This is a genomic window from Kitasatospora sp. CM 4170, from assembly GCF_032110285.1.
Classification (GTDB): domain Bacteria; phylum Actinomycetota; class Actinomycetes; order Streptomycetales; family Streptomycetaceae; genus Kitasatospora; species Kitasatospora aburaviensis.
The window spans coordinates 6,410,948-6,428,916 of record NZ_CP134877.1; the positions used below are offsets into that span (position 1 = coordinate 6,410,948).

General features: G+C 74.9%; 14 protein-coding genes. 7 read left to right on the top strand and 7 right to left on the bottom strand.

Going from position 1 to position 17,969, the window contains the following annotated elements; all coding sequences use genetic code 11:
- Positions 1–261: 261 nt before the first annotated feature.
- A complete protein-coding gene (locus RMN57_RS27345) occupies positions 262–1,914 on the top strand; it encodes a hypothetical protein (protein WP_313765947.1) in 1,653 nt (550 codons plus the stop codon).
- Positions 1,915–2,035: 121 nt separating this feature from the next.
- Here the strand turns inward: RMN57_RS27345 and RMN57_RS27350 are convergent, their stop codons facing one another.
- A complete protein-coding gene (locus RMN57_RS27350; RefSeq protein ID WP_313765948.1) occupies positions 2,036–2,479 on the bottom strand; it encodes a VOC family protein in 444 nt (147 codons plus the stop codon).
- Between the two features lie 283 nt (positions 2,480–2,762).
- Between RMN57_RS27350 and RMN57_RS27355 the strand changes: the two genes are divergently transcribed.
- Together RMN57_RS27355 and RMN57_RS27360 are read left to right on the top strand one after the other, a co-directional pair.
- Positions 2,763–3,968: a hypothetical protein gene (locus RMN57_RS27355; RefSeq protein WP_313765949.1), complete on the top strand. Its 1,206-nt coding sequence runs from the start codon at positions 2,763–2,765 to the stop codon at positions 3,966–3,968.
- A 300-nt stretch (positions 3,969–4,268) separates the two neighbouring features.
- Entirely contained in the window at positions 4,269–5,750 is a 1,482-nt protein-coding gene (locus RMN57_RS27360) for an alkaline phosphatase PhoX (protein ID WP_313765950.1), read from the top strand.
- A gap of 105 nt (positions 5,751–5,855) precedes the next feature.
- Here the strand turns inward: RMN57_RS27360 and RMN57_RS27365 are convergent, their stop codons facing one another.
- Entirely contained in the window at positions 5,856–7,457 is a 1,602-nt protein-coding gene (locus RMN57_RS27365) for a helix-turn-helix domain-containing protein (RefSeq protein WP_313765951.1), read from the bottom strand.
- Between the two features lie 306 nt (positions 7,458–7,763).
- Between RMN57_RS27365 and pruA the strand changes: the two genes are divergently transcribed.
- A complete protein-coding gene (pruA, locus tag RMN57_RS27370; RefSeq protein WP_313765952.1) occupies positions 7,764–9,392 on the top strand; it encodes an L-glutamate gamma-semialdehyde dehydrogenase in 1,629 nt (542 codons plus the stop codon).
- Between the two features lie 122 nt (positions 9,393–9,514).
- Positions 9,515–10,444 carry a proline dehydrogenase family protein gene (locus RMN57_RS27375; RefSeq protein WP_313765953.1) on the top strand — a complete coding sequence of 310 codons (930 nt, stop codon included), beginning with the start codon at positions 9,515–9,517 and terminating at the stop codon, positions 10,442–10,444.
- Between the two features lie 67 nt (positions 10,445–10,511).
- On the opposite strand, the gene RMN57_RS27380 is transcribed toward RMN57_RS27375, so the two are convergent.
- A complete protein-coding gene (locus RMN57_RS27380) occupies positions 10,512–11,105 on the bottom strand; it encodes a Uma2 family endonuclease (protein ID WP_313765954.1) in 594 nt (197 codons plus the stop codon).
- A gap of 147 nt (positions 11,106–11,252) precedes the next feature.
- Here RMN57_RS27380 and RMN57_RS27385 point away from each other — a divergent pair, with 147 nt between their 5' ends.
- Positions 11,253–11,945: an RraA family protein gene (locus RMN57_RS27385; protein WP_313765955.1), complete on the top strand. Its 693-nt coding sequence runs from the start codon at positions 11,253–11,255 to the stop codon at positions 11,943–11,945.
- A 41-nt stretch (positions 11,946–11,986) separates the two neighbouring features.
- Here RMN57_RS27385 and RMN57_RS27390 read toward each other — a convergent pair whose 3' ends face one another.
- The 3 genes from RMN57_RS27390 to RMN57_RS27400 all read right to left on the bottom strand — a co-directional run bounded on the left by RMN57_RS27390 (position 11,987) and on the right by RMN57_RS27400 (position 15,433).
- Positions 11,987–12,478: an N-acetyltransferase gene (locus RMN57_RS27390; protein WP_313765956.1), complete on the bottom strand. Its 492-nt coding sequence runs from the start codon at positions 12,476–12,478 to the stop codon at positions 11,987–11,989.
- 84 nt (positions 12,479–12,562) lie between these two features.
- Positions 12,563–13,831: a TerD family protein gene (locus tag RMN57_RS27395; RefSeq protein WP_313767984.1), complete on the bottom strand. Its 1,269-nt coding sequence runs from the start codon at positions 13,829–13,831 to the stop codon at positions 12,563–12,565.
- A 150-nt stretch (positions 13,832–13,981) separates the two neighbouring features.
- Positions 13,982–15,433: a hypothetical protein gene (locus RMN57_RS27400; protein ID WP_313765957.1), complete on the bottom strand. Its 1,452-nt coding sequence runs from the start codon at positions 15,431–15,433 to the stop codon at positions 13,982–13,984.
- Between the two features lie 455 nt (positions 15,434–15,888).
- On the opposite strand from RMN57_RS27400, the gene RMN57_RS27405 reads away from it, so the two are divergent.
- Complete coding sequence (locus tag RMN57_RS27405) at positions 15,889–16,389, top strand: SsgA family sporulation/cell division regulator (protein WP_313765958.1); 501 nt, start codon at positions 15,889–15,891, stop codon at positions 16,387–16,389.
- Here the strand turns inward: RMN57_RS27405 and RMN57_RS27410 are convergent.
- Entirely contained in the window at positions 16,341–17,882 is a 1,542-nt protein-coding gene (locus RMN57_RS27410; RefSeq protein ID WP_313765959.1) for a GAF domain-containing protein, read from the bottom strand. The genes RMN57_RS27405 and RMN57_RS27410 overlap by 49 nt on opposite strands.
- Positions 17,883–17,969 lie beyond the last annotated feature (87 nt).

A 17,969-nucleotide genomic window follows, 5' to 3' on the forward strand; every position in this document is an offset into this window, starting at 1 on the left:
GCTGTGGTGGTGGCCGCGGTGCGGGGCTCCCTGGTGGAGCGGATGAGCTGAGGGGTCGGGCGTCGTTGCCCGGTGGTCCGCGCGGGGTGGGCACGGCACCGTTTCGAAGGATAAGGGGTGGGCGCACGGTTGCGGCGCGCGCCCCTGGAGGCCGGGCGCCGGAGGTGCCCGGCCTATACGCTGAGGTAGTGGACCGGCACACGGAGCTGATTTCCGGGGTGTCGATCGGCTGACCGCTCGGTGTAGGGAGAACGCACAACGATGGCCGGACGACGTCGGAAGAACGCTGGGGCCTCGTCGGAGGGCGCGCCGGACGAGGGGGCGGCCGGGGCGGTGCTGCCGGCGGATCTGGAGCTGCAGGACCTCTACGGGGCGTTCGCCGCGCACGGGCTGGACGACGAGGACCTGGACGACGCGGCCGTGCTGGTGCCGCCGGTCAAGCTGCCGTCCGAGACGGAGCTGGCCGCGCAGGCGAAGGCCGTACCGATGTTCGGGTACGCGCTGAAGCTGGCCCGGTGGACGGCCCCGCACCGGCCGGTGGACGAGCACGGCGACCTGACCGGTCCGGACCGGGCGCCCGCGGCCCGGCTGCTGGGCCTAGCCCCGGAGCAGGGCGACGCGCCGGAGGAGGCGGTGGTCGAGGCGATGCGGGCCTGGTCGCTGGCGTGCGACCTGGACCTGATCGAGATCGGCACCACCGCGGCCGGCGAGCACGTGGCCATCCCGGGGCCGGACCTGGAGCCGGCCGAGGAGGGGGACCCGGAGACCGTCCTGGAGCTCTGGCTGACCGCCGCCGGGATCGTCCGGGAGCTGGCCGTGGAGGCGGACTCGCTGCCCGAGGGGGAGGAGGCCGGGGAGACGGCCGAGCCGGGTGCCGAGACCGAGGAGGACGAGGCCCGGCTGGCGCAGGTCGAGGACGCCCGGGACGAGGCCGCCGAACTGCTCGACGAGGCGCTCCAGGTGCTGTACGAGACCACCGCGTTCGCCGAGCCGGGCACCGAGACGGTGCCGCTGGGGGTGCTGGCCGCGCTGCTGGTGGTGCCGGAGGGGGAGGAGCCGAGCGAGGAGCTGCTCGGCGACATCACCGACGTGATGGTCGCCCTGGACCCGATGCTCGGCGACCTCGCCGAGCTGGGCGTGCTGGACTACCGCCCGATCGACCCGGAGCTCTTCGACGAGGAGGAGGGCGAGGAGGGCGAGGAGCCGGCGCTTCCCGCGGTCGGCGAGGAGCCGCTGGACGAGGAGGAGTCGGCCCGGTTCGGGCTGGTCCGGCTGACCCCGCTCGGCCAGTACGGCATCCGGAAGTGGCTGCTGGAGGACGGCTACGACGCCCCGCTGGTCGGCGAGCTGGCCCAGGGCGACGCCGTCGAGCTGCTGCGCGGCGTCTGCGAGGCCGCCAACGTCCTGCCGGACGAGGAGCTGAGGGTCTGGGTCACCGGCCGGGAGCCGGTGGCGGCGGCGCGCGAGCTGCTGGCCGCGGCGCGCGGCAGCGATGCGTACGCCCCGATGCGGCGGATGCTCTGCCAGCTCGGGCTGACCATGCTGGGCGACGGCGCCGAGCCCGCCGTCCGGGAGGTGCTGGACGACCCGGAGCTGGGCGGGGGCGCGCGGGCCTGGCTGGTCGGCCGCGGGGCCGCCGACGTGCCGGCGCCGGAGCGGGCGATGGCCCTGTGGACGGTGGTGGACACCTTCGCCGCCCAGCTGCTCGACACGGGCGGGGACGCGGAGATGCTGCGCGAGCTGATCGCCGAGCTGCCGGTGACGGACAACCCGGCGAGCTACTTCGGCGAGCTCTGGCGGGTCGACCACCCCTACACGGCGGACGTGCTGGAGGTGGTGGGCGAGCTGCACCTGGACCGCGCGGTGGCCAAGGAGGCCCGCAAGGCCGCCTTCAAGGCGCGTTCCAAGGGCTGACGCCGGGGATTGCGCGGGACGGATCCGCCACCGCCCCCACGGGAGCCCTCGGGCCCTGCGGGGGCGCCTCGGCGTACCGGGAGCCGGGCTCACGGCGGGCCGGGCTCATGGCGGGCCGGGCTCACGGGAGGTCGAGCGAGCCGTCCTCGGTGAAGGGGAAGAACGGGTTGTGGGCCAGCTCCCAGAGGTGGCCGTCCGGGTCCTCGAAGTAACCGGAGTAGCCGCCCCAGCTGGTGGGCTCCGGTGCCTTGACCACCGTGGCGCCGGCCTCGACGGCCGTCCGCAGGGCGGCGTCCACCCGCTCGGGCGACTCCAGGTTCACCGCCAGGGTGACGCCCCGGAAGGACGGCTCGCCGATGTTGGGCACACCGGCGTCGGCGGCCAGCTCGTCGCTGGGGAAGAGGCCGAGCACCGAGTCGGCGGTGCGGAACCAGACGATCTCGGGGCTGGAGGCCGACGAGCGGCTCCAGCCGAGCGCCTCGTAGAAGCGGGCGCTGCGGTCGAGGTCGCCGACGCCGAGGGTGACGATGCTGATCCGGGCCGGGAAGTCCTTGTGCGCTGTCATGCCCGACAGCGTAGGAAGCCGGACTGACAACCCGGGCCCTGACACGGCGGCGGCGCCCGGCGGATCCGGGCGCCGGTCGGTGACCCGAGTCGCCCCCGGGCCGGCCCCCGGGCCGTGCTCCGGTCCGCCCGGCGACCGCCCCCCGGTCCGCCCGCCGATCCGCCCGCCGATCCGCCCGCCGATCCGCCCGCCGGGGTGCCTGGGCTGATGACCCGGCAGGTCGGGAGACGTATCGTGTCCGGAGGCGGCACGCAGACGGCGAGGACAGGGGGTGCGGCCCGGGATGACGCGGGAGCGGGAGCGGGAGAGCGGTGGCCGGCGGGACGACCTCCGGGGCGGCGGTGCGCGGCCCGCGGAACCGTGGGGCCGGGACGACGGCTTCGCCGAGCAGGAGGACTTCGCCCGCCGCGCCCTCGCCGCGGCGGACTTCCCGGTGTACGGCGTCGCGGGCGGCGTGGCCCCGGACGGCGACGCGCTGGCCGCGTTCGAGACCTCGGACGGCCTGCTCTGCTGGGTCGAGGTCCAGTCCGGCGACTGGGCCTGCGCCGACGGCCCGTACGTCACCGTGCGGACCTACCGGCCGGGCGCCGAACGCTTCGGCGCGCTGCCGGACCTGGAGGACGTGGTCGAGGACGAGCGCGACCGGGTCTACGAACAGCTCGGCGTGGACGAGGGCGACTGCCCCGGGCGGGTCCGGGCGCTGCGCGAGTGGATCACCGTCGACGGCGAGCCGCAGGCGGTGGAGGTGCACGAGGACCGGCGGGAGCGCTGGGCCCGGCCGGACGCGCCGCTGCCCGACGTCTGCCCGCAGCCGGGCGCCGGGCCGGTCTGGGCCGGGCGGCTCCGGGTGGGCGGACTGACCGTCACCGTCTGCGCGCGCGGCGTCCGGCCGGGCGGCCTCGACCTGGCACCGGTGGCGGAGACCGAGCGGTACCTGGTGGGCCGCACGGCCCTGCTGCGCTCGCTCGCCGCGCGCCGCGGCCGGTACGTGCCGGTCGAGGAGCGCGAGCTCGCGCCGGTCACCGGGCTGGAGGCGCACCGGGCGGTGATCGAGCACAGCATCGCCGAGTCGGCCGCGATCGAGGCGCAGGTCCGGGCCGGCCGGACGCCCCGGCTGCCGCGCGACCTGCGCGGCGAGACCGGGGCGCTGCGCTGGGAGGCCGCGGTGCGCCAGCAGATGCGGCTCGCCTCGGAGTCCCGGACGGAGGCGGTGGCGGCGGTGACCGCGATGGTCGACCACCTGGACCGGCTCGCCCGGCAGGTCCCGTGGGCGGTCGGCACCCCGGACGGGGTGGCCGCCGTCGAGGAGGTGATCCGCCACACGGTGTTCGCCAGCGAGGTGCCGAGCCTGCCGGCCCAGCGCGCCTGGGCGCAGGTGTGGCGGGACCGGTCCCGCGCCGAGGGCGAGCACTGGGAGGAGCACCGGCTCGCCGAGCAGCTCTGGCTCGCCGCCTGGGAGCAGTGGCGGGTGGCGCGGGCCGGGCGCTGAGGCCCCGGTGCGAGCCGGGTACTGAGGCCCCGGTGCGAGCCGGGTGGGGGCCGGGCGGCGTGGGCGGTGCCGGGGCGGTGCGGGGCGGCCGACCCCGCGTGACCTGTGGTGCTCACGGCAAAGGGCGAGTCATGGGTTCGAATACGGTTGGCAAATGACCACCCTGACGAGGTGTCCGATTCACCGGGTGTTCACCGGCACGGCGGAGTCTGCTGGGCGTCGACGACCTGCCTCGACACCTCGCTCGCCACGCACCGGGCCCGACCCGGTCGGCGGCCCCACCTCTCAGGAGTGACTGACATGTCGCTGTCCCGCCGGGACTTCGTCAACCGTTCCACCCTCGTCGGGGCCGGTGTCCTGATCGCCGGCAGCGCCGAGGCGCTGGCCAGCGCCCCGGGCGCGATCGCCGCCCCGGCCGGCGGCGAGGTGCAGGCCGCCGCGACCGCCGACGCCGAGCGCGCCGCGGTCGGCTACGGCCCGCTGGTCAAGGACGCGGAGGGGCTGCTCTCGCTGCCCCAGGGCTTCAAGTACACGGTGCTCAACCGCGCCGGCCAGACCAAGCTGCGCACGGGTGAGTTCACCCCGAGCAACCACGACGGCACCTCCGCCTTCGAGGACGAGCACGGCGGCAACCTGCTGGTCGTCAACCACGAGCTGAGCGGCGCCCGCGCCAACTGGCCGAACCCGGTGCCGCTGACCGAAGGCCACGTCTACGACCCGGGCGCGGCCGGCGGCTGCACCATCGTGCACGCCAAGGCCAACGGCAAGGTCGAGCAGTGGGTCGGCATCGCCGGCACCGCCACCAACTGCGCGGGCGGCGTGACCCCGTGGGGCACCTGGCTGTCCGGTGAGGAGACCGAGGACAAGGCCGGCAAGAACGGCTTCACCAAGGACCACGGCTACATCTTCGAGGTCGACCCGTTCGACGACGACTACAACCGCGACCCGCAGCCGGTGAAGGCCTTCGGCCGTTTCGCGCACGAGGCCGTCGTCGTGGACCCGAAGCGCGCCCACGTCTACTTGACCGAGGACGCCTCCAACCCGAACGGTCTGCTGTTCCGCTGGACCCCGCCGGCCGGCTTCAAGCACGGCCGCTACCAGCTGCGCAAGCTCGCCGCCGACGCCGGTGTGCTGGAGGCCTTCAAGGTCTTCGACGCGCAGGGCAAGCTCATCGACGACCTGTCGCGCGCCACGACGGTCGGCACCACCTACGGCGTGGACTGGGTCAAGGTCCAGGACCGCGACGCCAAGACGGTGTCCATCCGCAAGCAGTTCAAGGACGGCGAGGTCACCCGGGCCCGCAAGCTGGAGGGCATGTGGTGGGGTGACGGCGGCTTCTACTTCGTCTCCAGCTTCGCCCGCTCCGAGAGCCCGCTGCAGCACGACGGCCAGGTCTGGTTCTACAACCCGGTCCGCCGCACCATCACCCTGAAGGTGCTGCTCGGCGTCAACACCGACGTCTGGGGCGACCACGACAACTACGACGGCCCGGACAACATCACCGTCTCGCCCTACGGCGGCATCGTGATCGCCGAGGACGGCGAGGGTGTCTCGCACCTGTTCGGCGCCACCGAGGAGGGCCTGACCTACCCGATCGCCCGCAACGAGCTCAACATCGGCACCGCCGAGAAGCCGGAGTTCAGCGAGTTCACCGGCGTCACCTTCTCGGACGACGGCAAGACCCTGTTCGCCAACATCCAGACCCCGGGCATCCAGCTGGCCATCACCGGCCCGTGGCACCGGCTGAAGGAGCACAAGCGCGGCCAGGGCTACGGCGAGTGAGCTCGCAGCGCTGACGACGGCTGACGGAAGGGGCCCGCTCCGGCGGGCCCCTTCCGGCGTTCCGGCCCTGCGGATTCCCGCTGTCCGGCGCTCAGGCCTCGGCGCTCAGGCCTCGGGCGGCAGCCGCAGCTGGAGCATGGCCAGCAGCCGCTGCTGCGGCTGGGCCAGGTCGATGCCGGTCAACTGCTCGGCCCGGCGGACCCGGTAGCGCAGGGTGTTGGGGTGGATGTGCAGCACGTCCGCGGCCACCCGGACCTCGCCCAGCGCGTCCAGCCAGGCCAGCACCGACTCGGCGAGCCGGGTGCCGTGCCGCCGGTCGTACGCGGTGAGCGCGGTCAGCCGCGGATCGCGCAGGCCGCCGCGCTCCTGGAGCAGCGCCAGCATCTCGCTCACCAGCACCTCGGCCTGGACGTCGATCAGCGCCGCGACCTCCAGGTCCACCCCGCCGCGGCCCATCGCGTCCAGGATCCGGTCCGCCTGGGCCCGGGAGTCCGGCACCCGGGCGAGGCCGTCCACGGTCGAGCCGATCGCCGCCCGCAGCGGGACCCCCAGGTGGTCCTGCGCCGCCTCGACCACCTCCTGCGCCCAGTCGCGCACCGTCGTCATCGGCAGCCCCGGCGGCAGCTCGGGCAGCAGCACGTACACCCGGGACTCGATCGGGGCGAGCAGGGCGCTGCGGTGCCGGGCCGCGGTGTGCACCGAGATCAGGCCGGTCACCTCGGAGCGGGTGAGCGCCTCGGTGGTCCGGGCGCTGTACGCCAGCACGGTCGCCGGACGGTGCAGGTCCAGCCCCAGGTGGGTGGCGAGCGACTGCGGGCCGGTGGAGCCCTCCAGCAGCCCGGTGAGCAGGGTCTGGGTCAGCCGGACGTCCGCCGACAGCTCGCGGCGCCGCCGGACCAGCTGCGCCGCCGCCACCCGGGCCGCGCCGACCAGCGCCTGGTCGGCGAGCGGGGCCAGCGGCTGCGCGCCCTCCTGCACCCAGATGGTGCCGAGCGGCTGCGCCCCGGCCCGGATGCCGATCGCCAGGCGCCGGCGCAGGCCCAGCTCCGGGTGCGGGTCGACCGCGATCGGCGCGTCGGAGGTGCGCAGGTGCTGGAAGATGCCCCACTCGCGGAGCTTGGAGAGGTACGGCTCGGGGCCCTGCCAGCCGAGGATGGAGAGCCGGCGGAGGTCGTCGACCTCGTCCGAGTCGGAGGAGCGGGAGTAGGCCAGCACCCGGCTGGAGGTGTCCTCGATGGAGACGATGCCGTTGGTGAGCACGGCGACGGTCTGGGCGAGGGAGAAGAGGTCGCCCGCGTTGTGCTCGGGGGCGCCGGCCGTGTCCGGGGCGTCCGGCCCGGCGATGATCGCGCGGGCCAGCGAGTCCAGGTGCTCCCAGCGCGTCTCGCGGCGGACCGAGAGCAGCGCGACGCCGGCCTCGGTGGCGGCCTCGCGCAGGGCGTCGGCCTGGCCCGGCGCGTCCAGCTTCACCGCGACGGCCGCGGCGCCGGCCCGGCCGGCCGCGCGCAGCGCCGGGAGGGCGGCCCGGCCGCGGGCGCCGATGGCGAGCACGAGCTCGCCGGAGGCGGCGGTGGGCGGGTCCTCCGGGTCGAGGATCGCGACGTCGCGGACCGGGACGTCCAACCCCTGCGGGGCGGCCTGGAGTTCGACCAGCGGCTCGCCGAGGGACATCAGCAGCCGGCGGAGCGGGAGTCCGGGGGTGGTCATCCGGCTCTCCTTCATCCGCTCGGACAATGCCGTGCCGCCGATTTTAGCCGGGCGGACAGGGTTCGGGCGGCCGGTCCCGGAGGAGGGCGCGCGGCGGCGGCGAGCGCTTCGGGCTCGCCGGATCCCGCGAGCGAGGGGGTGTCGTGACCCGCCCGTGACCCCCTTCGTCGGAGCGGACAACGCCGTACGGGGGACTTTAGCCACCCGGCCAATCAAGTCGGGTCCTGCGCAGGAATAGCGTTCGTGCTGTGGCCGGCGTGCGAACCGCGCCGGTATCCCCCATGAACCGAAGGAGAGCGTGCGCTCATGGACGCTGTGACCCAGGTCCCCGCGCCGGTGAACGAGCCGGTCCACAGCTACGCCCCCGGCAGCCCGGAACGGGCCCGCCTGGAGGCCAAGCTGAAGGAGCTGGGCGGCCAGGAGCCGGTCCAGCTGACCATGACGATCAACGGTGAGCGCCGGATGGGCGGCGGCACCGAGATCCACGTCGTCCAGCCGCACAACCACGCGGCGAGGCTCGGCACCCTGCGCAACGCCACCCAGGCCGACGCGCAGGACGCCATCGACACTGCCCTGGCCGCTGCTCCGGCCTGGCAGGCGCTCTCCTTCGACTCCCGCGCCGCGATCTTCCTCAAGGCCGCCGACCTGCTGGCCGGCCCCTGGCGCGAGACCCTGGCCGCCGCCACCATGCTCGGCCAGTCCAAGACCGCCCAGCAGGCCGAGATCGACACCCCCTGCGAGCTGGTCGACTTCCTGCGCTTCAACGTGCACTTCGCCCGCCAGATCATGGCCGAGCAGCCGATCTCCTCGGACGGCGTGTGGAACCGCAGCGACCACCGCCCGCTGGAGGGCTTCGTCTACGCGATCACCCCGTTCAACTTCACCGCCATCGCCGGCAACCTGCCGACCGCGCCGGCGCTGATGGGCAACGTGGTGCTCTGGAAGCCGTCCCCGACCCAGCAGTTCTCCGCGCACCTGCTGATGCAGCTGCTGGAGGAGGCCGGGCTGCCCAAGGGCGTCATCAACATGGTCACCGGCGACGGCCTGGACGTCTCCGCCGTCGCGCTGAAGCACCCGGCGCTGGCCGGCATCCACTTCACCGGCTCCACCGCGACCTTCCAGCACCTGTGGCGCGAGGTCGGCAACAACATCGCCGGCTACCGCACCTACCCGCGGATCGTCGGCGAGACCGGCGGCAAGGACTTCCTGGTCGCCCACCCGTCCGCCGACCCGGCCGTGCTGAAGACCGCGATGACCCGCGGCGCCTTCGAGTTCCAGGGCCAGAAGTGCTCGGCGCTCTCCCGCGCCTACGTCCCGGCCTCGATCTGGGCCGGGCTGAAGGACGGCTTCCGCGACGAGGTCGAGGGCCTCACCATGGGCGACGTCACCGACCTGGGCAACTTCATGTCGGCCGTCATCGACGACCGCTCCTTCGCCAAGAACAAGGCCGCGATCGACCGCGCCCAGGCCGACCCGCAGGTCGAGGTCCTGGCCGGCGGCACCTACGACGACTCGGTGGGCTACTTCGTCCGCCCGACCGTCCTGGTCTGCCAGGACCCGGCGAGCGAGTACTTCAAGGACGAGTACTTCGGCCCGATCCTCGCCGTGTACGTCTACGAGGACGAGAAGTACGAGGAGATGCTGGCCCAGATGGAGTCGGTGTCGGCCTACGGCCTGACCGGCTCGATCATCTCCCAGGACCGCGCCGCGGCCCAGGACGCGATGCACAAGCTGCGCTTCGCGGCCGGCAACTTCTACATCAACGACAAGCCGACCGGTGCGGTCGTCGGCCAGCAGCCGTTCGGCGGCGGCCGGGCCTCCGGCACCAACGACAAGGCCGGCGCCAAGCAGAACCTGGCGCGCTGGACCTCCACCCGCTCGGTGAAGGAGACCTTCGTCCCGCCGACGGACTACCGCTACCCGCACATGGGCTGACCCTCCGCCCACCGGCGCCCGGCCCCGCAGCCGGGCGCCGTCCGCCGGGGCGGCGGACCAACCCCCGAGCCGCCGCCCCGGCCCTTCTGCCACCCTTGGAAGCACCAGCCCCAGGAGTCACGATGCTCCGTTCCGCCCTCCTCGCGGCCTCGCGTTCGTCGCAGGTCCGCACCGTCGTCGAGAAGTTCCCGCCGACCCACGCCATAGTCGAGCGCTTCGTCGCCGGCGAGAAGCTCGACGACGCGGTCACCGCCTGCGACGACCTCGTCGCCACCGGCCGCAAGGTCACCCTGGACCACCTCGGCGAGGACACCCAGGACGCCACCCAGGCCGCGGGCACCGCCGAGGCGTACGAGCACCTGCTCGCCGCACTGAAGGACACCGGCCTCGCGGCCGGCGCCGAGGTCTCGGTGAAGCTGTCCGCGGTCGGCCAGTTCCTGCCGGTGGACGGCGAGAAGATCGCCCTGGAGAACGCCCGCCGGATCTGCGAGGCGGCCGCCGCCGCCGGCACCACGGTGACCCTCGACATGGAGGACCACACCACCACCGACTCCACCCTCTCCATCGCGCGAGAGCTGCGGGCCGACTTCCCCTGGCTGGGCGTCGTCCTCCAGGCCTACCTGCGCCGCACCGAGGCCGACTGCCGCGAGTTCTCCGGCGCCGGCTCCCGGGTGCGCCTGTGCAAGGGCGCCTACAAGGAGCCCGAGTCGGTGGCCTTCCAGGGCAAGCGCGAGGTCGACCTCGCGTACGTCCGGGCGCTGAAGATCCTGATGGCCGGCGAGGGCTACCCGATGATCGCCTCGCACGACCCCCACATGATCAAGATCGCCGACCAGCTGGCCCAGTGGAACGGCCGCAAGCGCGACTCCTACGAGTACCAGATGCTGTACGGCATCCGCCCCGAGGAGCAGCTGCGCCTCGCCGGCGAGGGCAACACCATGCGCGTGTACCTGCCCTACGGTCAGGAGTGGTACGGCTACTTCATGCGCCGCCTCGCCGAGCGCCCGGCCAACCTCACCTTCTTCCTGCGCGCGATGGCCACCCGCGGCTGAGGATCCGGTTCCGCGGACGGCCCGTACCCCTTGTGGAAGGGGGGTGCGGGCCGTCCGCCGTCCGCGCCTAGAGGAACGGCTTGGTGTCCAGATCGAAGCCGAACGGGTCGGGCAGGGCGAGCAGTTCACCGAACGGCGCCAGGTGCACCTCGGTGTACTCGTCACGGTGCGGTTTGCTGAAGACGCTGACCTGAGACTTCTCGCGGTCGATGAGCAGGTAGAGCGGGATCCCGGCGCGGGCGTAGCAGTGGCGCTTGGCGATCCGGTCCTGGTCGGGCTTGCCGGAGGTCACCTCGGCGACCATGGAAACGCCGTCGGGGTCCATCCAGGACGGCGCGCCGCGGAAGAGGCGGAGCTCCATGGGGGCGAAGGTCACGTCGGGGATGACGTGGTTCTTCGGGCAGACACCACCGCTCACCAATCGAAGGCCCTTGCCGCCGGACACTTGCATGTGGACCTTCGAACAACGGCCAACCTGGTCAATCAACAAGCCGACGTAGTCCTCGTGATCGCCGTCCGGCGGTGGTGCCACGATGATCTCTCCCTCGATGAGCTCGGCCCGGAAGCCTTCGGGGGAGTGCAGGCTCAGGAAGCTCTCCAGCAGGATGTCCTCCTGTGATGGGGAGCCCGTGATCGGTTGCTCATGCGCCACAGCACTCATGATGCCCCTCCTTCAGGTGTCCGTCACGCTAATGGCGAGTCCGTCGCGTTGTGCCGTGTACGGCGGTCTCTCACTCGATGGTGTGACGGAGGGGGCGCCGTAGGATCGCCTTGCTGGTGAACTGGAGGGCGAGCAAGAGGAGTTGGCGTGCTGAAGAGATTCGCCGAGTTGTCGACGCCACTGCTGGCGGACGCCTGCGTACGGCTGGGCGTGGAGCCGCGCCCCGCGCCGGCCGGGATCGCGCCGGTCGCCGCCGGGAGCCGGATCGCCGGGCGGGCGCTGCCGGTGCGGCACTACGGGAGCGTGGACGTCTTCCTGGAGGCGTACGGCGCGGCCGGGCCGGGCGACGTGCTGGTGATCGACAACGACGGGCGCACGGACGAGGCCTGCGTCGGCGACCTCGCGGTGCTGGAGGCGCGGGCCGCCGGGGTGGCCGGGGTGGTGGTCTGGGGCCTGCACCGGGACACCCCGGAGCTGGTGGAGATCGGGCTGCCGGTGTTCAGCTACGGGGCGCTGCCGCTCGGCCCGCTGCGGCTCGACGAGCGGGAGCCCGAGGCGCTCGTCACCGCGCGCTTCGGGCCGCACCTGGTGGGCGCCGGGGACGCGGTGTTCGGGGACGCCGACGGCGTGCTGTTCGTGCCGGGCGACCGGGTGGACGAACTGCTGGAGACGGCGGCCGGGATCGCGCGCACCGAGCGCGCGCAGGCGGACCGGATCCGCTCGGGCGACACGCTGCGCCGGCAGACGGCCTTCGACGAGTACCTGGCGCGGCGCGCCGCCGATCCGTCCTACAGCTTCCGGCAGCACCTGCGGCGGGTCGGCGGCGCGATCGAGGAGTAGTCGGCCCCGGCCCCGGCCCCGGCTCCGGCTGGGGCGCCGGCTCAGAGCGCGCGATGCATGATGTGCAGGCCGACGTAGCCCAGCTCCGGGTGGCGGAACCCCTCGGGGAGGGTGCCGATGACGTCGAACCCCAGCGACCGGTAGAGCTGCACGGCGCGCTCGTTGGCGGCGACCACCGCGTTGAACTGCATGGCCCGGTAGCCGGACTCGCGCGCCCAGTCGAGGGTGTACTCGGCCAGGGCCCGGCCGACGCCGCGGCCGGAGTGCGCCGGGTCGACCATGTAGCTGGCGCTGGCGATGTGCGAGCCGTTGCCCTGGTGGTTGCGGTTCATCTTCGCGCTGCCGAGCACCGCGCCGGTCGCCTCGTCCACCGCGACCACCGTGCGGTTCGGGGCGTCGAGCAGCCACCAGCCCCGGCCCTGCTCGACGTCGAGGTCGAGCGGGAAGGTGAAGGTCTCGCCGGCGGCGACGATGGTGTGGAAGAACGGCCAGATGGCCGGCCAGTCCTCGGCGGTGGCTTCCCTGATCAGCATGCGGACAGGATGCCAGCAGGGTGGATCGGGGTGCCACCGGTTTGCGGTGGTGCCCGGGCGGGGCCGGGCACCACCGACGGGACGTCAGAGCATCGACGCGGCGGGCTGGACCATGGCGCGGGCGGTCTTGGCGTCGACGTACTCGCCGATCGCGGTCATCACCCACTCGCCCGAGTACTGGCGGACCAGCTTGCACATCACCACACCGGTGTGCGGTTCGGACGAGGTGAGGTCGAAGCGGACCAGCTCCTGGCCCGAACCGGCGTCCACCAGGCGGCAGTAGGCGTTCTTGACCTCGGTGAACTTCTGGCCGGAGAAGGAGTTCACGACGAAGACCAGCCCGCAGACCTCCGGCGGCAGGCCGTTCAGGTGGACGGTGATCGACTCGTCGTCACCGCCGCCCTCGCCGGTGAGGTTGTCGCCGGAGTGGGCGACGGCGCCGTTGAAGATGCCCAGCTTCATGAACCAGGCGGTGTCCAGCTTCTGGCGCTGGGCGTCGAAGGCAATGCAGGAGGCGTCCAGGTCGATGTTGCGGCCGCGGCCGGCGGGCTCCCAGCCCAGACCCATCCGGACCGAGGAGAGGAAGGGCTTGCCGTTCTTCTCCAGCGAGACCGAGCCGCCCTTGGTGAGGCTGACCCGGCCCTTGTCCAGGGTGACCTTGGTGAGGGAGGGCGCGGGCTCGGCCGGCGGGGCGGGCGGCTCGGGGCTGCCGGCGGCCATCGCGACGCGCGGGTCGACCGGCGGGGCGGGCGGGGCCGCGGCGGGCGGGGCCGGGGGTGCCTGCGGGGCCGCGGGCGGGGCCGGCGGCGCGGGCGGGGCGACCGGGGGGGCGACCGGGGCGGCGGCAGCGGGGGCGGGCGCGTCGTCGACGCTGACGCCGAAGTCGGTGGCGATGCCGGCCAGCCCGTCGGCGTAGCCCTGGCCGACCGCGCGGACCTTCCAGGCGCCGTTGCGCTGGTAGACCTCGACCACGATCAGCGCGGTCTCCCGGCTGAGCGGCGGCGGGGTGAAGGTCACCAGCACCTGGCCGGAGTCGGCGTCGCGGACGGTGGCGGTCGGCTCCATGCCGGCGAAGGTGGCGCCCGCCTCGTCGGGGCTGGCGGTCACCACGATCTTGGTGATGCCGGCCGGGACGGCGGCGGTGTCGATGGTGATGGCGTCCGGGGTACCGGCGGCGGCCGGGCGGTGGGTGACGCCGGGGCCGTCGGGGGCGTTGTAGAAGACGAAGTCGGCGTCCGAGCGGACCTTACCGGCGTCGGTCAGCAGCAGGCCGGAGACGTCCAGCGCCTTGGGCGCGGTGACCTCGACGGTCACCCGCGCGGCGGTCAGCGGGGCGTTGCCGCCTTGGGTCAGGACCGTGGACACGAACTCCTCCTCGGATGCGGTGGCACGGCATCGATCCCGCCTCCGGGGCGCCGTGCCGAGTGGTACCCACAGTAACGAACGGGCCTGCCCGGAAGAGCCCGAGCGCCCCGTTGACCTGTCGGACTGTCGGACGGACGGTCAGCGCGGCGCGGCGGCGAAGGTGCCGAGCGCGGCGACGGCCCGCGGGTGGTCGATGGCGAAGGCGGCGGCGTTCCAGCTCTCGACCGCGGGGGCCTTCGGTGCGGTGGTGCGCGACACCCCGGTCGGCGCGGTCGCGCCGGTGCGGTCGGTCGGAGTGCTCGGGCCGGTGCGGTCGGTCGGGCCGGAGGGAGCGCTCGGGCCGAGGATGCCGGGTCCGGGGCGGCCCGGGACGGTGGCGGCGGGCAGCGGCGCGCCGGTCGGCAGCGGCTCGGCGGCGGGCAGCGGGCGGACGCCCCGGACCCCGAAGCCGTACCGCCCGGGCCGGACGTCGGTGCCGGGCGGGGTGGTGAACCGGTAGACCAGCGTGCCGCGCTCCTGCTGGACGGTGGCCACCGCGCCCGGGAGGTCGGTCCACGCGGTGCCGCTGCCGGGCGCCAGCCCGCCGGGGGAGAGGCGGAACTCGGCCTGCAGTGCGGTGACGGGCTCGGTGACGGTGAGGGTGAGCACGTGGTGGCTGCCGTCGCGGCCGAGTGGCTGGACGAGGGCGCTGCCGGTGAGCGCCAGGTCGGCGTTCTCCTGGTCGGTGGGACCGCCGGTGGTGGTGGTACCCGTGCCGGTGCCCGTCCCGTCGCCGGGGCCGCCGGGCCGGGCGGGGCCGGGCGCGCCGTCGGCCGGTCGGCCGTCCTGGTCCGCCCCGGTGGTGAGGACGTCCGGGAGCTGCGGCCCGGGTGCGCCGGTGCCCGGGAGGAGCGGCCGCGGTGAGGCCGGCTGCTGCTTCGCCGGCTGCGGGGAACCGGGCTGCGTGGCGGGCTGGGTGGTGGACGGCGAGGCCGAGGGCGAGGCCGAAGGCGTCCCGGACGGGTCGGCGGTCGCCGGATCGGTGGCCGCCGTGCCCGGGGTCGCCGTACCGCCGGTCGCGGTCGCGCGGCCGTCCGGGGCGGCCGCGAGCGGCTCGGCGGACGGGCCGGAGCTCCGGCCCGCGTCGGCCCGGGCGGCGCGGCCGCCCTCGGCGAGCGGCAGGGACGTGGCCGGGGCCGAGGGCTGCGGCGCCGGCCCGCCGGAGGCCGGCGGGTGCGCGACCGCGGCGCTCGGCGAGGGTGCCTCCGCCGGACGGACCCCGGGGCGCCCGGGCGGCGGCGCGGTCCGGTCGTGCGGCGCGGCGGCGGCGTCGTCCGTCCCGTCGCCGGTGTCCGGCGTGGGCGGCGGCGTCGAGCCGACCCGGGACACCCCGGCGCGGCGGCCGACGCCCTGCTGCTCGTTGAGCAGGAAGGTGGTGGCGATGCTGATGCCGACCACGGTGGACATCGCCATCGCGGCACCGGAGAAGCGCAGGGTGGGCAGCCGCAGCCGGCCGCCGAAGGGCTTCGGCCGGCCGTGCCGGCCGCGGCGCTCGTGTTGCTGCCCGTGCCCGTACGGCGCCCCCTGCCCGGTGTCCTCGCGCACAGCCACCGGACCCCTCCCCTCCCCGAAGTCCCCCGAAGTCCCCGTTGCGGTCGCCGCATTCTCCCATGCGGCGCCGTCGGTCCCGAATCGCGGCCCCGGGCCCCGGGGTGTACCCCGGCCACCCCTGGATCCGGCCGCGACGGTCCTCGGGCGCGCACGCGGGCGCGCCGGTGGACGCACGCGGGCCCGCGCCGGCAGGGGGACGAGCGTACCAGCGGGGGCCGGGCGGGCGGCCAGCCCCCGGACGGAACCAATCCGATCCGTGGACATCCTTTCGAGTAACGGAAGTTGACGCTCCGTCCGACAAGCCTCCGACGGGCGTCCGGCGGCCGTCCGGCAGGGCTGCGGAAGGGCTCTCCGGCCCGTGCCGGTGATGGTTGCAACCCCCTTGCAACCCTTGCCGGTTCGGCGTCCGGTGCCGCAGGCTGAGGGGTATCCCACGCCGTCCCGGAGAGACCGTCATGCCGCCCGACCCGCTGCCCGCACCCTCCAGTGCCCCTCTCGCCGCCACCCCCACGGGCGGCGATGAGGCAGGCTCCACCGCCGCTCCGGCGGCGGTGGAGGAGGTGCTCACGCTGCGGATATCGCTGGGCGAGGAGGTCGTCGGCGAGGTCCGCACCCGGTTCCGGTTCGACGCCGAGCGCCCGTACGAGGTGCTGCTGACGTTCCACCTCGGCCGGCCGGACGAGGCCGACTGGGTGTTCTCGCGCGACCTGCTGCGCGACGGACTGCGCTCCCTGAGCGGCCAGGGCGACGTCAAGCTGTGGCCGGCGTACTGCCCGTGCCACGGCTCGACGTTGCACCTGGCGCTGGAATCGCCCCACGGCAGCGCCCTGTTGGAGGTCTCCAAGCCCCGGGTGCAGGCCTGGCTGGACCGGACCTACGCGCTGGTCTCGGAGGAGGCCGAGCAGGCCTACGGCCCGACCGACGCCCAGCTGTCCGCGCTGCTGGCCGGCGGCTGACGGCGCGGCGCCGCCGCCCCGCCGTCAGCGGGGCCGCGCGGCACCGGAACGGGCGCGGCGCCCGGCGGGCCGGCCGTGGCCGGCGACTGGACGCCGCTCACACCCGGGAGCCGGACCGTCCCGGCGGCCAGACCGGCCCGCAGCCGGCGCACGGCCGGGGCCGAGGAGGCCGGCAGCAGGTCGTACGGATCCTCCGGACCCAGCACGGTGACCAGGACCGAGTCGGCGAAGCGGTAGGGCCGGTGGGCCAGGAGGCCGCCGAGGTGGCGCCGCAGCCGGGACAGTTCCGCCCGCACCGTCACCGTCCGCCCCGGGTCGCCGAAGAGCGCGTCGGCGAGCTGGGCCGCGCTGCGCCCGTCGCGTTCGACGGCGAGCAGCAGGAGCAGTTCGGCGTGGCGCGGGCTCAGCGCGTGCGACCAGCTGCCGGCCACGCCGTGCACCGACAGCTCGGGGCGGTCCGGGCGGCGCAGGTCCACGCGGAGCCGGGCGCCCTGGGCCTGCTCGGCGGCGGCCGCCCCGGCGTCGCCCGGCCGGCCGTTCTCGGGCCGGCGGACCGGGCGGATCAGCCAGCCGTCGGCCAGCGGCTCGATCGCGCACTCGCCCAGGCTGGGCAGCCAGTGCACGGCGGCCGAGTTCCAGCCCTCGGAGGGCAGGCGCAGCCGGGTGGGCGGCGGCAGCCCGGCAGCGGCGGCGGTCCAGCCCGCGGCGTCCACCACCAGCGCCGGGCCGGTCACCCGGGCCAGCAGCGGGGCGGCCAGCGTGCGCAGCTGGTGCAGCGACTCCAGGCGGCGGGCGCGCAGCTCGGTCTCGGCGAGCCGGGCGGCGGTGGCGGTGAGCTGCAGCAGGTAGGGCTGGACGGTGTGGGCCGGGCCGCTGAGGTTGATCGCGCCGACCAGCCGGCCGGTGCCCGGGTCGTGCACGGGGGCGGCGACGCAGGTCCAGGCGTGGTGGCTGCGCAGGTAGTGCTCGGAGGAGTGGACCTGCATCGGCCGCCGGGCCCGCAGGGCCGCGGCGATGCCGTTGGTGCCGACGGTCTCCTCGACCCAGCGGGCGCCGGTGAGGAAGCCGATCCGGTCGGCGCTGCGCCGCAGCCCCCGCTCGCCCTCCTGCCACAGGACGTGGCCCTCGGCGTCGGCGATGGCGAGGATCAGGGGGACGGTGCCGGCCGAGTCGAGCAGGGTGTCGCGCAGCACCGGCAGCAGCGAGTCGAGGCCGCTGGCCCGGCGCCGGTGCTCGACCTCGGCCGGGCCCAGGTGGACGGCGGCGGCGCCGGCGTCCGGGTCGAGGCCGAGGCGGCGCAGGCGGGCCCAGGAGTCGCCGATCTCGGGGCGGGGCTGCAGGAACGGCCGGTCGCCTTCGGGCGGCGCGCCGTCCCGGGCGAGGTCGCGGGCGGCGGCTTCGGCGAGGGTGCGGTCGTGGACCTTGGCCAGCTCCGCCGCCGGCGGCGGGGATCGGCGCTCGGGTCGTCGGGTCTGCCGTCCGGTCTGCCGCACTCGGTTTGCTCCTCGCCGCCGTCCGAGGGCGCGCCGGGGTCGACGCGCTGACGAAAGCGTACGGGGGGCGCGCGGTCCCGGGGGTGG

What these genes read in the sequence shown, in the direction of transcription:
- RMN57_RS27405 (WP_313765958.1), top strand. Translation starts at nt 15,889, where the DNA reads ATGCCGCCCGACCCGCTGCCCGCACCCTCCAGTGCCCCTCTCGCCGCC.
- RMN57_RS27345 (WP_313765947.1), top strand. Translation starts at nt 262, where the DNA reads ATGGCCGGACGACGTCGGAAGAACGCTGGGGCCTCGTCGGAGGGCGCG.
- RMN57_RS27390 (WP_313765956.1), bottom strand. Translation starts at nt 12,478, where the DNA reads ATGCTGATCAGGGAAGCCACCGCCGAGGACTGGCCGGCCATCTGGCCG.
- RMN57_RS27375 (WP_313765953.1), top strand. Translation starts at nt 9,515, where the DNA reads ATGCTCCGTTCCGCCCTCCTCGCGGCCTCGCGTTCGTCGCAGGTCCGC.
- RMN57_RS27355 (WP_313765949.1), top strand. Translation starts at nt 2,763, where the DNA reads ATGACGCGGGAGCGGGAGCGGGAGAGCGGTGGCCGGCGGGACGACCTC.
- RMN57_RS27350 (WP_313765948.1), bottom strand. Translation starts at nt 2,479, where the DNA reads ATGACAGCGCACAAGGACTTCCCGGCCCGGATCAGCATCGTCACCCTC.
- pruA (WP_313765952.1), top strand. Translation starts at nt 7,764, where the DNA reads ATGGACGCTGTGACCCAGGTCCCCGCGCCGGTGAACGAGCCGGTCCAC.
- RMN57_RS27365 (WP_313765951.1), bottom strand. Translation starts at nt 7,457, where the DNA reads ATGACCACCCCCGGACTCCCGCTCCGCCGGCTGCTGATGTCCCTCGGC.
- RMN57_RS27380 (WP_313765954.1), bottom strand. Translation starts at nt 11,105, where the DNA reads ATGAGTGCTGTGGCGCATGAGCAACCGATCACGGGCTCCCCATCACAG.
- RMN57_RS27360 (WP_313765950.1), top strand. Translation starts at nt 4,269, where the DNA reads ATGTCGCTGTCCCGCCGGGACTTCGTCAACCGTTCCACCCTCGTCGGG.